This window comes from Actinoplanes sp. OR16 (assembly GCF_004001265.1).
Lineage (GTDB): Bacteria > Actinomycetota > Actinomycetes > Mycobacteriales > Micromonosporaceae > Actinoplanes.
The window spans coordinates 4,311,423-4,325,798 of record NZ_AP019371.1 but is presented as its reverse complement, the minus strand read 5'-3'; the positions used below and the strand labels follow the sequence as shown (position 1 = coordinate 4,325,798).

Genomic DNA, 14,376 nt, shown 5'->3' with positions numbered 1-14,376 from the left:
CACCCCTTCCTAGTTGGCTGCGGTCTCGAGGTCGTGCAGTTCCTTGGCCTCTTCCGCGCTGATCAGGCCGATCCCGACCAGGTCGAGCGGGCTGATGAAACCGTCGGCGAGGCGGAAGCCACCGGCCCTGCCGATCGCGTCGCGCAGCGGCACGGCCCAGTGGTGTTCGATCAGGACCAGCGCGGCCGCGGTGTCCGGCGGGATCTCCGAGAGGACGTCCCACGCCCCCGGCTCGTCGAGGACCGAGATGCCGTCCTCGGCAGCGGCCGCGCCGAGCTGGGCGCCCGCGGCCGCGCCGGCCTCACCGGCGAACCCGAGACCGACCAGCGCGCCGACCTTGCTACCGAGTTCGATCGCCTCGTCCTCGGTCAGGTTGCTCAGGTGTTCCGCCTCCAGCTCGCCGTCGGCGGTCTTGTAGACGGCGAGCGCGTCGATCACCCGGACGGTGTCGCTCTCCCGCAGTCGCTCCAGTTCGGCGATGATCTCGCCGTGGAAGTGGGGGTGCCGGAATCCCAGCACCAGTAGCTGGACGGGACCGATGGACATGTTGACGCTCCTCTGGTCGTTCGGTGCTGCCGATCCCGATGGTGCTGGCGACCGGGCTGACCGGCCTCATCCGGCGCGGGTGAGGAACCGGCGGGCCGTCGGCGCGACGATCAGCGGTATGACACGAAACCCCGGACTCATCACCGCGATCGTGGCCGCGGCGGTCCTCGGCACCAGCGGATGCGCCGCGTCCGAATCGGACACTCCGGCGGTGTGCGAGAGCTTCGCGACCGTGCAGAACACGGTGAACCAGATTCGCAACGTCAACGTCTCGGAGAACGGCATCGCGGCCGCCCGCCCGTACGTCGCCGAGCTCCTCAATCAGCTGAATCAGCTGGTCCTCGACGCGCAGGCGCAGTTCAAGCCGCAAGCCGATCAGCTGAAGACCGCCGTCGACCAGCTCTCCACGAGCGTCGAGGGCGCGCGCAGCGATCCGGGCGCCGCGGCGTTCGCGGCCGTGCGTACCGCGATCACCTCGGTGGGCGACAGCGCCCGGGCGCTGCGGGACGCGATAGGCGGTGCCTGCTGATGGAGGTCGAGGAGAGCACCGCCACCGGCTGGGTCGCCTGGATCATGTTCGGCGGCCTCGCGCTCGTCCTGCTGGGCAGCGTGCATCTGTGTGTCGGCTCGCTGGCGCTGTGGAACCCGGAGATCCTGGCCGGCACCCGTGCCGACCAGCTCCTGCCGATCTCGCTCAAGGCCCTGGGCTGGCTGCACATGGCGATCGGCGCGCTCGCCGTCATCACCGGCGCCGCGCTCTTCACCGGGCGGATGTGGGCCCGTGTCGTCGCTGTCGTGCTCGCCGCCGCGTCGGCGTTCGTCGACTTCCTCTTCCTCCACGTGCACCCGCTCTGGTCGGGTATCGCGATCGTGCTGGCCGCCCTGGTCATCTGGGCGGTGGCGAGGCACGGCGCCGAGATGGTGGACGCGCAGGGGAAGTGAGCCTCTACCGCCGTCTCGACGCATTCCAGCAGAGGCACCGCACGCTCGGGTTCACCTGGGCGGTGATCCAGAAGTACCTTGATGATCGGGGGCCGCGCGAAGCGGCCCTCATCACTTATTACGGATTCCTCAGCATATTTCCGTTGCTGCTCCTCGGCGTGTCCATCGTGACCCAGGTCCTGGCCCGCCAGCCGGAGCTCAGGCAAGAACTGATCGCCGCGATAGTGCCTCCGATATTGCAGGACACCATCGAATCCGGAATCTCCGAGATGTCGCAGTCGACGACCGCGCTCATCGCCGGTCTCATCGGCCTGGTCTTCTCCGGGACGGGGGTCGTCTTCTCCGCCTACGAAACCCTGAACCACCTGGCCGGAATCCCGTTCGCGCAACGCGCCCTCATCGCCAAGTACCTGCGCGTGTTCGCCGGCTTGGGCGTCATCCTCACCGGTTCACTGACCGTCGGGGCGCTGACCGTCGCGGTGACGGCGTTGCCCGGCGTATTCCAGTACGCCGCGGTGCTCGGCTCGGCCCTCGTCGCGTTCCTGGTGCTGCTCGTGACCGCCCGGCTGCTGCTGGCCCGCCGTACCCGAATGAAGGATCTCTGGCCGGCCGCGGCGCTCGGCGCGGTCGCGGTCACCCTGGTGCTCACTCTCGGCGCCTCGGTGCTCCCCGAGTTGATCAGCCGGGCCGGCCGCGTCTACGGCGCGTTCGCCACCGTGGCCGGCGCGTTCACCCTCTTCTACCTGCTCAGCAACGCGCTGGTGCTGGCCGCCGAGATCGCTGTGGTCAAGCACGCGAACCTGTGGCCGAGGGCGCTCGACCAGAATCGCCCGGTGGACGCCGACCTGCGGGCCAGAACGAGGCTGGCCCGCGAGCAGGCGCGGACACCGGGCGATCGGATCACCTACGGTCACGCTGACGGCACGGGCACCGGCTGAGGGGTCAGGAACCAGGCGGCCACCAGGCCGATCACGCCGGCGGCGGCCACCGAGCCCATGGCCCAGAGGTACGCGTGACCCGGCGCCGATCCACCGACCCCGGCGACGAGGATCGTCCCGGTGAGGGCGGCGCCGAGCGACGAGCCCAGGTTGGACACGCTGCGCGACAGCCCGGAGATCTCACCCTGCAGGTCCTCCGGGAACGCGGACTGCACCACGTTCACCGACGGCGTCAGCATCACGCCGAGCCCGAGGCCGATGACGAACAGGCCGGGGATCATCGCCCACACGCCTCCCGTGGTGCCGCCGAGGGCTAGCAGGATCGCGATGCCGGCGATCGTGGTCAGGAAGCCCGCCATGATCAGGGTTCGTTGCGGCCGCCGGGACGCCATCCGTTCCGCGGAGAGCGACGAGATCAGCACGCCGACCGTGGTGGCGGTGAAGACCCCGCCCGTCTCGATCGCGTTGTACCCGCGCACCACCTGGAGGTACGTCGAGATCACGAAGGATGAGCCCATCACCATGAGCCACTGCATGTTCTGCGTGACCAGGCCCAGGTTGGAGATCCTGTTCCGGAACAGCGAGGTGGGCAGCAGCGGCTCGCGGCCGGCCTTCTCCTTGGCCCGCACCGACAGGAAGAACCAGGTGAGCACGAGCGCGCCCGCGACGATCAGGGCGAGCGTGGCCCACAGGTTCTGGTCGGCGAGCAGGATGCCGTTGACGATCAGGATCAGGCCGAGCGCGGAGAGGATCGCACCGCCCACGTCGAACGGCATCGACCGGTCCGCGGGCAGCGGATCGATGACGGCCTTGCGGCTGAGCAGCACGATCAGCAGGCAGATCACGCTCTGCAGAACGAACGCGGCCCGCCAGTGGATCGCGGACGCCACGAAGCCGCCGATCAGCGGGCCGGTGACCGCGCCGACCCCACCCATCGCGCTGATCAGGCCGAACGCACGGGCCCGCGCGGCGACGCCGGTGAAGAGCAGCGTGGTGAGGATGTAGACCGGCGGGATGAGCAGTGCGGTACCCACCCCTTCGAAGATCGAGTACCCGATGATCAGCAGCGGCAGGTTCTGCGCGAACGAGCTGAGCAGTGCGCCGGTGCCGAACAGCAGCAGGCCGGCGATGAGGCACCACTTGCGGCCGAGCAGGTCGGTCAGCTTGCCACCGGGGATCATCAGGGCCGCCATCACCAGCAGGAAGAGCGTGATCGCCAGCTGCACGCCCTGGACCGTGGTGTTCAGGTCACCGCTGATGTCGGTGATCATCACGTTCATGTTCGAGCCGGCGAAGCTGCAGATGAACTGCGCCAGCGCGAAGGCGATCAGCGCCTGCCGGAGTTGCGCGGGGAACCTGGTCATCTACCACCCTCCAAGACGGTCTTTGCTCCACTGCGGGCCGACTTCGTCCCAGGCGCGCTGCCAGGCTCGCGAGCGGTTCCGGTCGAGCACCGACCGGGCGATCTTCCAGGTCCCGGCCAGTCCGGCGCCGAGGCAGAGGAGCACCGCGAAGCCGGCCATCACGGCCTGCGCCATCGGGTCGCGGTCCACCGGTGGGCCGCGCAACTGCCCGCGGTCGTCCACCCAGATCCGGATGGTGTCGCCGAGCCGGGTCTCCGGCTCGACCGGGATGAGGCCGCTGCCGGGCGTGCCGTCCGGCGCGGTCCAGCGGGCCTGTGCGGTCCGCGGCGTGTAGGTGGCGGGCGCGTCGCGAGCCTCGGCCGGCTCACCGACGATCTGGGCCGCCACCGCGAAGACGTGGTTCTGCTCCCACTCCTCGGCCCGGAGGTCGGACTCGTAGCTCGACCGTCCGGCCCACCAGCCGAGCCCGGGGGCACCGGCCAGGAACACCATCACCAGCGTGAATATCAGCAGACTCTCGATCCGGTCCGATCGCCGGCGCAGCGGATTGCCCATGACTGCGAGCATCGCCAGAGCCACCGGGTCCCGTCGCCATTCGCAACGGGTGATTCATCCACGCCGGACGAGGTAGGCGCCGGGCGTCCGGGCGACGCTACGACCATGGCACTCGGGCTTCGTCTCACCCACGACAACGCGGAGGCCACGGCTTCCGGCATCTACGGCCTGATCGTCGGCGCCGCCGTGCTGGTCGCCTCGCATCCGAAGACGGCAGTGGCCGGCGTCGTCGCCGAGGTGGTCACGCTGACCATCTACTGGCTCGCCGAGCGGTACTCCCGGATCGTGGCCGAACGCATCCACGAGGGCCACCGCCCGACCTGGCACACCGTTCGCAAGCAGCTCACCACCGGCTGGGAGATGATCACCGCGACGGCGCTGCCGCTGCTCGTCCTGGTCGGCGCACGGCTGGCCGGCGCCAAGCTGGGCACCGCGGAGATCCTGTCCCTGGGCTGCACCACCCTGCTGCTCTGCCTGAGCGGCTGGCGGATGGGCGCGAACGGACGGCTCACCCCGCTGGAGCGAGCCGTCTCCACCCTGGTCGCCGGCATGTTCGGCGTCGCCCTGGTGGCCCTCAAGACCTCCCTGCACTAGGGACGGTCACGATCCGGCCGGTGTGCCAGCAGCCGTCCTCCAGGTAGCGCTCGCGCACCACGACCTCACCCCGGTCGACGCTGATCAGGCTCCACGAGCAGCCGACCTCATGCCGGGTCCGGCGGCTGACGGAGGTGCCCGCCACCACGAAGACCGGTCCGCCCGGCGCCGGCGCCCGCACGTCGGGAACGTGGGTGTGCCCGGCCAGCACCAGGTCGACCCGGGCGAGGCGGATCGCGTCGAGCAGCCGGTCCCGCCCGATGATCCGGTCCGGGCCGGTGACGAGCGGCGGGTGGTGCAGCGCCAGCAGCCGCAGGTCACCGGCGGGCGCGCTGCCCAGCACCCGGATCACCGTCGCCGCCTGGCGTGCGCTCACCCGCCCGTTCTTCCAGCGCCAGCGCGGCATCGACTGAAGACCCAGGGCGGTGAGGCCCAAGACCTTGCGGTCCGGGTCCAGGTCCGCGTCCATCCATCTTCGATAGCGGTCGTACGGGCGGAGCACCCGCCGCCAGCTCGTCAGCGGCAGGTCGTGGTTGCCGGTCACGGTGAGCAGCGGCGCCGGCAGCTGATCGAGCAGGGCCCGCGCCCGGCGGAACTCGTCGGTGCGGGCCCGCATCGTGCTGTCCCCGGTCACCACGGTGAGGTCGGGCCGGGCCCGCGCCACGTCCTCGGCGATGCTCTCCACGGCCCGCCCGTCGTGCGCGCCGAGGTGGAAGTCGGAGAGGTGCGCGACGACGACCGGCCCGGAGGCCGTCACGACGAAGCCCTTGCGACAACCGGCCCAGATGCGACCGGCCCAGATGCGACCGGCCCGAATGCGACCGGCCCAGCCGGGTGGCACCCTGGCTGGGCCGGTCGGGCGGGCGCGGCGACGGCGCCCGCCGGGGTGGAGGTCTCAGTCACCGGGCCTCACAGGACCGGGTCGCGTTCGATCGGGCAGGCCAGGCAGCGCGGCCCGCCGCGCCCCCGGCCGAGCTCGCCGCCCGGGGTGATGATCACTTCGATGCCCTGCCGGCGCAGCAGGGCGTTGGTGGTGACGTTGTGCTCGTAGCCGACGATCACGCCGGGCTCGACCGCGAAGTAGTTGTTCCCGTCGTCCCACTGGTCGCGCTGGGCGGCCCGGATGTCCTCATTGGTCTCCAAAACTTTGATCTTGTCGACGCCGAGGGTCTCGGCCAGCGTGGCGAACAGGTCGTCGTTCTGGGTCACCCGCATGCTGTCCGGGTGGTCGCCGGGCCGCACGGTCCAGGATCGCAGCGAGGCGCCGAGGTCCGGGTAGAGCACCACCGAGTCCCGGGTGGTCATCGTGAGCACAGTGTCGAGGTGGGTCGTCGCGGGCGAGTGCGGGAGCTCGACGGCGATCACCTTGTTCGCGGCGCCCGCCCGGAACAGGCCACGCGCCAGGTTCTCCACGCCCATCGGGGTGGATCGCCCGCCCACGCCGGCCAGCACCGCGCCACGGCCGAGCACGTGGATGTCACCGCCCTCCAGGGTCGCCACCCGGTGCTGGGCCTCGCCGCCGTACCAGACGGTGAAGTCGGCGAGCGCGAACATCGGGTGGAACCGGTAGACGGCCGCGCTGTGCACCGACTCCCGGAATCGGCCCGGTCTCGCCATCGGATTGATGCTGACCCCGCCGTAGATCCAGGCCGCGTTGTCCCGCTGGAAGAGGTACCCGGGCAGCGGGGCGAGCACGAAGTCGTCGGCGTGCAGCAGTTCCCAGCGCAGGCTGTTCACGGTGAAGCCGGCCAGCTCGTTCTTGAGCACCCCGCCGATCAGGTAGTCGGCGAGCCGGTCGCTCTCGGCCTGCTCGGCGAGCCGGCGCAGCGGCTCCACCAGGCTCGGCCCGACCGTGTCCTCGGTGATGATCCGGTTCAGCACCCAGGCCCGGGCCTGCGGGATGTCCAGCACGTCGGTGAGCAGCCGGGCCAGATAGTGCACCTTCACCCCGCGCTCACGCAGCACCTCGGCGAACGCGTCGTGCTCCTCACGCGCCCGGCGGGCCCACGGGATGTCGTCGAACTGCAGGTCACGGACTTTCTCGCGGGTCAGCCGGCTCAGCTCGACACCCGGCCGATGCAGGATCACCTGTCGTAAACGGCCGATCTCGGAGGCGACGTGGAAGGCCATCGGACAATCTCCCGATCACGGAACGGCCGGCTCGAAGTGGCCGAGCTCGTCCTCGCCTTTCTGGATCACGCCGTAGCTCGACTCCGGCACCGGTTGCCAGGCCCCCTCCAGCTCGCCGAGCGGCTCCGAGACGACCAGCCGGGTCTCGTCGGAGAGGCGGGCCAGGCGCTTGTCGTCCGGGTAGAGCTTGTGCAGCGCGCTGATCGCGGTGCTGTAGAAGAGCGAGCGGCTGTGTCCCTCGCTGGAGTAGCGGAAGCACCAGAGCTTGTCGCCGTCGGTGGTCGCCACCGTCATCTGCAGCGGGTTCGGCACGCCGTGCGCACGGCCGACCGACTCCACCAGCCCGGCCATCCGTTCCACGGCGGTGACCGGCCGGTCCCGCAACCCGAACGTCAGGGCCAGATAGAACATCACCTCGGAGTCGGTGGAGCCGGCGATGTGCGGGTAGAGCTCCGGGTCCACCGCGAGGATCAGGTCCCGCTTCAGCTTCGCGAACTCGTGGATCGAGCCGTTGTGCTGCCAGAGCCAGTTCTCGTAGCGGAACGGGTGGCAGTTGGTCTGCTGCACGGCGGTCCCGGTGCTGGCCCTGATGTGCGCGAGGAAGAGCGGTGAGACGGTGGACCGGGCGATCTCCCGCAGGTTCGCGTCGCTCCACGCCGGCCCGACACCGTGCAGCAGGGCAGGCTCGGCCGGCCCGTCGAGTGGGTACCAGCCGACGCCGAATCCGTCGCCGTTCGTCGTCTCCACCCCGAGCCGTGAGTGCATGCTCTGGTCGATGAGCGAGTGTTCGGTGTTGTAGAGCAGTTCCTCGAGACGGATGGGCGTACCGGAATAGGCCAGCCAGCGGCACATGACGGATCCTCTCGCGACAGGGGATTTCAATCTCGCCTCCGGCCGCACCGGGAGGGCTCACCCTGGGAGGATGAGGTCCTGCTCCGCGGGGCGGCAGCCGGTCTCCTCAAGCCATCTGCAGAGCACCCGGTGCACCGCGTCGGCGCCCACCAGCTCGGCCGGCGTGCGCCACTCGCGGGGGTGGATCAGCACCGGCCGGTTCTGCCAGCCGCCCAGGCCGCCGTGGCAGCCGATCAGGTCCTCGAACGCCGCGACCTCCTGCGCCTCCGGGTCCCAGAGGCTGCCGATCACCAGGTCACCGGTGTTGGCGAGGCCGTCGTGGCGGCGCAGGTCGTCGACGGCACGCGGGCCGTACCCGAGAAGCGGATCCAGACCCTCGATCCGGCCGCCGTCCAGGTAGCGGCGCCCGGACCGGCCCAGCACCACGGGACCGTGCTCGCCGGACCGGACCATCACCCAGCCGACGCCCGGGTGCTCGACGAGGCCGGGCAGCAGCTTCGGGTGCCGTTCCTCGATCTGCTCGAGGGTCACCCGCCCCGGCAGCCGGGCCAGGTAGACGAGCGACAGGTTGCCGGAGGACGCCACCACCACCTCGGGGACCTCCGAGTCCGAGCCGGCCTGCGGGAGCGGGGCTTTCTCCGTACCGGAAAGGCTCGCTCGTAAGGCGTGGGCCCGGCCCTCCTGCTCGTCCTCGCGGGTGGCCACGACGTCGCCGGTGGTGGTGAGCCGCCCGATCAGCTCGGGCAGCGGCAGGCCGTAGCGCTGCTCGAAGGTGGCCCCCTGGCTCTGCCCGTGATCGGAGAGGACGACGAAGTGGTAGGGCCGGGGCGCCGCGGCGGCCACCTGCTCCAGCGTGGCGAGCACCTCGTCGATGCCCTCCAGCGAGGCGAGCGACTCCGGGCGGGCCGGACCGGCGTGGTGCGCGATCTCGTCGTAGTCCACGAAGTCGCAGTAGATCGACGGAGCGCCGCGCATCATGTGCTCGGCGATGACCGCCACGTTGAGGTGGCGCAGCAGCACGTTCGTGGCGCCGCGCAGGAAGATGTAGGAGCCCCCGCGGCGCATCCGCGGCTGCACGTCGCGCAGACGCTGGCGGCGGGCCTGGTAGAGCTCCTTGATGATCTCGCCGACCGTCAGGACCAGCGAGCGGGTCAGGCCGTAGGGGTCGATCAGATACGCGCTGAGGTAGCGGGACGGGCCCTTCGAGCCGGCCGTGCTCATGGTCAGCAGCGAGGTGCCGGCGTCACCGGAGAAGACGTTGCTGACGCTCACCCCTCCCCCGGCCAGCAGGCCCCGCCCGTCCGAGCAGCGGGATTCGACGAGCGCGCTGTCCTTGGGCCGGTTCGTCACGACGAGCCGGGCCGACGACTTCTCGTACCAGCGGAAGGCCGGAACCTGATCGCTCGCGCCGTGCAGGAGGCCCGCTTGGCTGGCCGGCGTCGTCGCCGGCAGCTGCGCGTGCCACTCGGTGAGCGCGTGGCTGCCGGACCGCAGCCAGCGGCCGAGGGTGGGCAGGTTGCCGGCCTCGACCGCCCACCGTGCCAGCGGCGCCGACAGGCCGTCGATCTGGATCATGACGACGCCCGGTGTCTCGATCGGGGCGACGGTGCGCCGGAAACGCCGGTTCACCCGCAGCAGATGGTCGGTGGCCGCGCCGGTCTTCCCCGCGGTGATGGCCCAGAGGCCGACCGTCATCAGCGCCGCGCTGATCCAGGACGCCCAGAACGCCGGCCAGAAGTCCTCGACGTGCACCCCCGGAGCAATCCACAGCGCGGCCCAGACCAGTAGCGCCTGCGCGACCAGCCAGCCGACCACCACGCCGATCCAGCCGAGCCGGGAGAAGAGCCGGACCAGCAGAGGCCGCAGCAGCGCGCCGAGCGCCGCCAGCACGATCGCGGCGGCGAGCACCGCCCAGCCGTTCTCCGCGCTGATGCCGGGCAGCAGTCCGATGGCCACGCCCAGCGCGAGCGTGCCGAGGCAGGTGAGGACCAGGAGGGAGAGCATGGGGACAGTGTCGGCAGGCTTTCCTCATCCGGACGCCATCCGTGGTGGATGATGCTCGGCCCGTCCGTGGTCCCCGACCATGACGGGGTGACCGAGCCCGATCGCAGTTTCACGCCGGGGAGCGTGCTCGCCGCGGTGCCCCGGTGGTTACGCCCGCAGGCGTCGCTGGTCCTGGGCAACCCGGTCGGCGACTTCCTGCTGCGCTCCGCGAGCGAGCTGTTCCGTGTCCAGATCTTCGACCGCGCGATGACCCTCGCGGCGCAGGCGTTCACGTCGATCTTCCCGATCCTGATCATGCTGGGCGCGTTCCTCGGCCATCGGGCCCGGGACGAGATGCACGAGGTGCTCGACGTGCCGCAGAGCAGCGTCAAGCTGATCGACGACGCGCTCAGCGGCAGCCGCAGTGGGGCGTTCGGCGTCGTCGGCGCGCTCATCGTGATCATTTCGGCGACCGGGCTGGCCCGCGCGCTGACCCGCTCCTACCGGGCGATCTGGCCCGAGGCCGGCCGCCGGGCCGGAGCGAAGGCGACCGGGTGGCAGATCCTCACGGTGCTGATGCTGGTGGTCTTCCTGATCCTGGTCCGGCTGCTCGGCTGGGTCGCCGGGATGCTGCCGGTGCCGAACGTCAGCGGCATGGTGGTCACGTTCGTGAGCGACTTCGGCCTGGCCGTCCTGCTGCCGCGGGTCCTGCTCGGCCCCGGCCTGTCCCGTGCCCGCCTGCTCGCCACCGGGCTGGTCTTCGGCGTCGCGATGATCGGCGTGCGCGCGGTCGGCTCGGTCTACCTGCCCCGAGCGCTGCAGGCCAGCGCCGACCGGTACGGCACGATCGGGCTGGCCTTCACCTTCATCGGCTGGTTCTACGTCATCTCGTTCTGCCTGCTGCTCTGCGCGGTGATCGGTTACGTGCTGACCTCCGCCTCGTCGGCCGCGCCTGCCTCCTCAGAGCAGTCCTAACTGGCGCGACAGCACCACGGCTTCGCGACGGCGGCCCGCACCCAGCTTGCGGTAGATCGAGCGCATGTGCGCCTTCACCGTGTTCACCGAGATGCCGAGGTTCTCCGCGATCTCCCCGGCGGTCAGGACCGTCGGCAGGTATTGCAGGACCTCCACCTCCCGCTCGCTCAGCGGACCGGCTGCGGGCGTCACGCCGGCGACCGGGATCTCCCCGGTGATCTCGGCGAGCACCGACGTGTCGCGGACCGGGCCGCGCGCCTCGTGCAGCCACTGCTGCCGCTCGGCCAGAACCAGCATCCGTGGCGCCCCGAACCGGCGGAACGGCTGGCGCAGCAGCTCCGGCTCGGCGTCGGCGAGGGCACGGGACAGCGCCTCGCCGGCCCGGCCGCCGTGTCCGCGGGCGTCGGCGGCGAGCGCCGTGACGATCCAGGCGGCGACCGCTGCCACCCGGTCCGAACCCTCCCGGACCCGGGCCAGCAGCTGCTCGGCCTCCGTGTCGTCGCCTCGGTCGAGGTGGGCCCGGGCCAGGCTGACCTGCTCGGCGGGGAGCAGCGCGGGCACCGGTGGGCGGTGGGCGTATCGAGCCACGACCGCCGACGGGTCGCCCAGCGCCAGGTCGGCCTCGGCCGTCATCAGGGCGAGCAACCGGTCCAGCAGCGGCGCGTCGAAGTGGGCGCCGGCGTCGGTACGGGCCCGGTGCAGCGCCGCCCGGGCGGCGAGCGGCTCGCGGCGGTCGAGCAGCAGCCGGGCGCGGACCAGCGACACCACCACGGCCGACGCGGCCTCCGGGTCGTCGCCGATCGAGTGCAGCCCCTGGCGCAGCGACTCCTCCGCCTCCGCCTCCCGGCCGCGCTCGGCGTCGATCAGGGCCCGGGTCAGGTACGCGATCGCGGACGCCGGGCGGGTGCGCGCGTCGATCCGGCGGGCCAGGTCGATCGCGGCGGTGGCGTGCTCGTCGGCGGTGTTCAGCGCGCCCTGCAGGAAGACCAGCAGGGACAGGTGGGACAGCGCGTTCGTCTCGACCAGCGGCACCCCGGCTGCGCGGGCGGCCGACGCGGCGGCCCAGAGGAACCGCTCGGCGTGGTCGAGCCGGCCGGTCCAGAGCAGGCCGACGCCCTTGTGGTTGAGCGTCATGGCGCGGTACTGCAGGCGCGCCGGAACCTGGTCCCAGCGCAGCGTCGTGAGGTCCTCGAGAAGCTGCGAGGAGTCCGTCACGAGCCGCGGCATGTCACCATGCCAGCGGGTGACCACTCCGGTCTCCAGGACGCCGAGGGCCAGGTCGATCACCGCGCGGTACTGCGGACCACGGCCGGTGAGCAGCATCCGGGCCCGGGCGATACGCTGCGGCATCGCGGCGATGTCACCCTCCGCGAAATCGCGCAGCGCGGAGCAGAAGGTGAGCTCGGCCGTCTCCACGAGCCGCTCGACCGGGATCCGGCGCAGGACGGCGAGGAACTCCTCCCGGTCGGCCGACGCGAACAGCTGCAGCCCGCGGTCGACCACGAGCCGGGCCACGAAACCCCAGTCACCGCCGGCCGCCGCGTGGGTGATCGCGGTGAGCCCGTTGCCGGTCGCGGCGTGCCACTGGGCGGCCAGCAGGTGCAGCTGGGGCACCCGATCCGGCTCCACGGTGGCGAGCTGGTGACGCAGGGCGGCCCGGAACATGCCGTGGTAGCGGTACCACCGGCCCATCCCGATCCGCTCGACGAAGAGATTCGACTGGGCGAGCCGTTCCAGGGTGCGCTGGCCGTACCGCTGGCCGGTGAGCGCATCGGCGAGCTCGCCGCAGATCCGGTCGGGCAGGCTGGTGCAGAGCAGGAACTCGCGGAACTGCGGAGGCAGCCCGGCCAGCACCTCCCGGACCAGGTAGTCCTCGACCGCGCCGCCGTCCGCTTCGGTCGGTTCATCCAGGCTCAGCCGTAGTCCGGCACCCCACCCCTCGGCGCGCCGGACCCGGGAGGCGATCTCCTCGGCGGCGGGCCGCCGGCCCTGGATGGCGAAGAGGTCGGCCGCCTCGTCGACCCGGAACGCGAGCGCCTCCGACCCGATCTCGGTGAGCTCGCCCGCGGCACGCAGCCGGTGCAGCGGAACGCCGGGCTCGGTCCTGCTGATCAGCACGAACCGCAGCCGGTCCGGCATGCTCGACACGATCCCGGCGAGACCGTTCAGCACCCGCGGATCGGTCACCTCGTGCAGGTCGTCGAGGATCAGGACGGTCACCGAGGAGAGGCCGGCCAGCGCGGCGATCAGGCGCCGGCGGACGGCGGGCTCGTCCTTCGTCACCTCGGGCATGCCCTCGGCGCCGGCCGCCGTCAGCGCCGCGACCAGGTCGGACCAGAACGCCGCCGGGTCGTTGTGCCGGCTCTCGCAGGTGAGCCAGGCGACCGGGCCGGAGACGGCGCGGGTGCTCGCCCAGGAGGAGGCCAGCGCGGTCTTACCCCAACCCGGACCGGCGCAGATCGTGGTGACGGCCCGGCGTACGCCGGCGTCCATCAGGTCGGCCAGGCGCGGGCGCCAGAGGACGCCCTGCGGCGGCCGTGGCCGCGCGGGCGTGACGGGCCGCACCGGCCGGGTGGCCGATCTGGGTATCGGTATGGAGACCATGTTTCGCGCTAGATCCGGCATATAACCATCCACCCCCACGGCACGGATGCAGCCTCCGGCGCCCGTTTTCGCGGAGCGGGCGCCTCTGCCCCATGCCTAGATTTCGTCCACGTAGCGTCGGCCGGCCGCCAACACTTTCGGTAACCATCGACTGTGGTTTCGTCGCCATCGGAACCCACAGCTTGGCGCCTTCGACTACAGAGGGTGAAGCTCTGACGAACTGTTCACCGCTACCGAAACACAGTCGGTACTCATGCAACAACCCCCCGTATCGACCGTTTTTATGAATCCCTGCTCAACATGCAAGTTGCATCTTTGCCGATCCGCAAGATCTTCAAGCTGACGCAAGACGGGTCAACTCGGACCCGGGCGTTTTCACCCGGCCCGCATGAGGCGGCGACCACCGCCGGGACGGTCTCCTGGAAGGACCAACAGAGGGGATCGAACGATGTCGAGTTACGCCACAGAACGGCCCGCACACACCGGCCCGGCGCCCGAGAACACCGGCTGGATCGGCATGGTGGTCTTCGCCGGGATCATGCTGCTGGTGCTGGGCGGCTTTCAGATCATCACCGGCATCACCGCACTGAGCCGTGACGAGGTCTTCGTCGTCACCCCGGGCGGGACCGCCTTGAGCCTCGACTACGACGTCTGGGGCTGGGGACATCTGATCTTCGGCATCATCACGACGCTGACCGGCGTCGGTGTCCTGCTCGGACAGACCTGGGCCCGGGTCACCGGCATCGTCATCGCCGGCATGGCCGCGATGCTGCACTTCTCCTTCCTGGCCGCGTCCCCGCTCTGGGTCTCGATGCTGATCTTCATGGACATCCTGTGCATCTACGCGCTTGCGGCGCACGGTCGTGATGTACGCCGCAAGCACTGAACCGGCC

At 71.0% G+C, this 14,376-nt stretch carries 14 protein-coding genes; 6 read left to right on the top strand and 8 right to left on the bottom strand.

The features are described from left to right. Positions 1-9: 9 nt before the first annotated feature. A complete protein-coding gene (locus EP757_RS20015) occupies positions 10-546 on the bottom strand; it encodes a hypothetical protein (protein WP_127548213.1) in 537 nt (178 codons plus the stop codon). Positions 547-664: 118 nt separating this feature from the next. On the opposite strand from EP757_RS20015, the gene EP757_RS20010 reads away from it, so the two are divergent. Genes EP757_RS20010 through EP757_RS20000 form a run of 3 tightly spaced genes read left to right on the top strand, consistent with a single transcriptional unit; the run spans position 665 to position 2,426 of the window. After that, on the top strand, positions 665-1,075 hold the full coding sequence (locus EP757_RS20010) for a hypothetical protein (RefSeq protein WP_127548211.1): 411 nt from the start codon (positions 665-667) through the stop codon (positions 1,073-1,075). Next, positions 1,075-1,488: a hypothetical protein gene (locus EP757_RS20005; protein WP_127548209.1), complete on the top strand. Its 414-nt coding sequence runs from the start codon at positions 1,075-1,077 to the stop codon at positions 1,486-1,488. Before EP757_RS20010 ends, EP757_RS20005 begins: the two co-directional genes overlap by 1 nt. Then, positions 1,485-2,426 (top strand): YihY/virulence factor BrkB family protein, encoded by a 942-nt coding sequence (locus EP757_RS20000; RefSeq protein ID WP_127548207.1) that lies wholly within the window; start codon positions 1,485-1,487, stop codon positions 2,424-2,426. The genes EP757_RS20005 and EP757_RS20000 overlap by 4 nt, the downstream gene beginning before the upstream one ends. Here the strand turns inward: EP757_RS20000 and EP757_RS19995 are convergent. Together EP757_RS19995 and EP757_RS19990 are read right to left on the bottom strand one after the other, a co-directional pair. Beyond that, the gene (locus EP757_RS19995) at positions 2,399-3,790 is read right to left on the bottom strand and encodes an MFS transporter (RefSeq protein WP_127548205.1); all 1,392 of its coding nucleotides are present in this window, start codon (positions 3,788-3,790) and stop codon (positions 2,399-2,401) included. The two genes, EP757_RS20000 and EP757_RS19995, sit on opposite strands and share 28 nt — an antisense overlap. Then, positions 3,791-4,345 carry a hypothetical protein gene (locus EP757_RS19990; RefSeq protein WP_232050590.1) on the bottom strand — a complete coding sequence of 185 codons (555 nt, stop codon included), beginning with the start codon at positions 4,343-4,345 and terminating at the stop codon, positions 3,791-3,793. It abuts the gene before it with no gap. A 105-nt stretch (positions 4,346-4,450) separates the two neighbouring features. Between EP757_RS19990 and EP757_RS19985 the strand changes: the two genes are divergently transcribed. Further along, positions 4,451-4,939: a hypothetical protein gene (locus tag EP757_RS19985; RefSeq protein WP_127548201.1), complete on the top strand. Its 489-nt coding sequence runs from the start codon at positions 4,451-4,453 to the stop codon at positions 4,937-4,939. On the opposite strand, the gene EP757_RS19980 is transcribed toward EP757_RS19985, so the two are convergent. The 4 genes from EP757_RS19980 to EP757_RS19965 form a co-directional block, all read right to left on the bottom strand. Further along, a complete protein-coding gene (locus EP757_RS19980; protein WP_127548199.1) occupies positions 4,920-5,696 on the bottom strand; it encodes a metallophosphoesterase in 777 nt (258 codons plus the stop codon). The two genes, EP757_RS19985 and EP757_RS19980, sit on opposite strands and share 20 nt — an antisense overlap. A gap of 152 nt (positions 5,697-5,848) precedes the next feature. Further along, positions 5,849-7,069 carry an arginine deiminase gene (locus EP757_RS19975; protein WP_127548197.1) on the bottom strand — a complete coding sequence of 407 codons (1,221 nt, stop codon included), beginning with the start codon at positions 7,067-7,069 and terminating at the stop codon, positions 5,849-5,851. A 15-nt stretch (positions 7,070-7,084) separates the two neighbouring features. Beyond that, positions 7,085-7,921 (bottom strand): class II glutamine amidotransferase, encoded by an 837-nt coding sequence (locus EP757_RS19970; RefSeq protein WP_127548195.1) that lies wholly within the window; start codon positions 7,919-7,921, stop codon positions 7,085-7,087. A gap of 57 nt (positions 7,922-7,978) precedes the next feature. Beyond that, positions 7,979-9,925 carry a phage holin family protein gene (locus EP757_RS19965; RefSeq protein ID WP_127548193.1) on the bottom strand — a complete coding sequence of 649 codons (1,947 nt, stop codon included), beginning with the start codon at positions 9,923-9,925 and terminating at the stop codon, positions 7,979-7,981. Between the two features lie 87 nt (positions 9,926-10,012). Here EP757_RS19965 and EP757_RS19960 point away from each other — a divergent pair, with 87 nt between their 5' ends. Then, entirely contained in the window at positions 10,013-10,879 is an 867-nt protein-coding gene (locus EP757_RS19960; RefSeq protein WP_232050589.1) for a YihY/virulence factor BrkB family protein, read from the top strand. Here the strand turns inward: EP757_RS19960 and EP757_RS19955 are convergent. Then, a complete protein-coding gene (locus EP757_RS19955) occupies positions 10,865-13,444 on the bottom strand; it encodes a LuxR C-terminal-related transcriptional regulator (protein WP_232050588.1) in 2,580 nt (859 codons plus the stop codon). The two genes, EP757_RS19960 and EP757_RS19955, sit on opposite strands and share 15 nt — an antisense overlap. Positions 13,445-13,931: 487 nt before the next feature. On the opposite strand from EP757_RS19955, the gene EP757_RS19950 reads away from it, so the two are divergent. After that, a complete protein-coding gene (locus EP757_RS19950) occupies positions 13,932-14,369 on the top strand; it encodes a hypothetical protein (RefSeq protein ID WP_127548190.1) in 438 nt (145 codons plus the stop codon). The last annotated feature ends 7 nt before the right edge of the window (positions 14,370-14,376 follow it).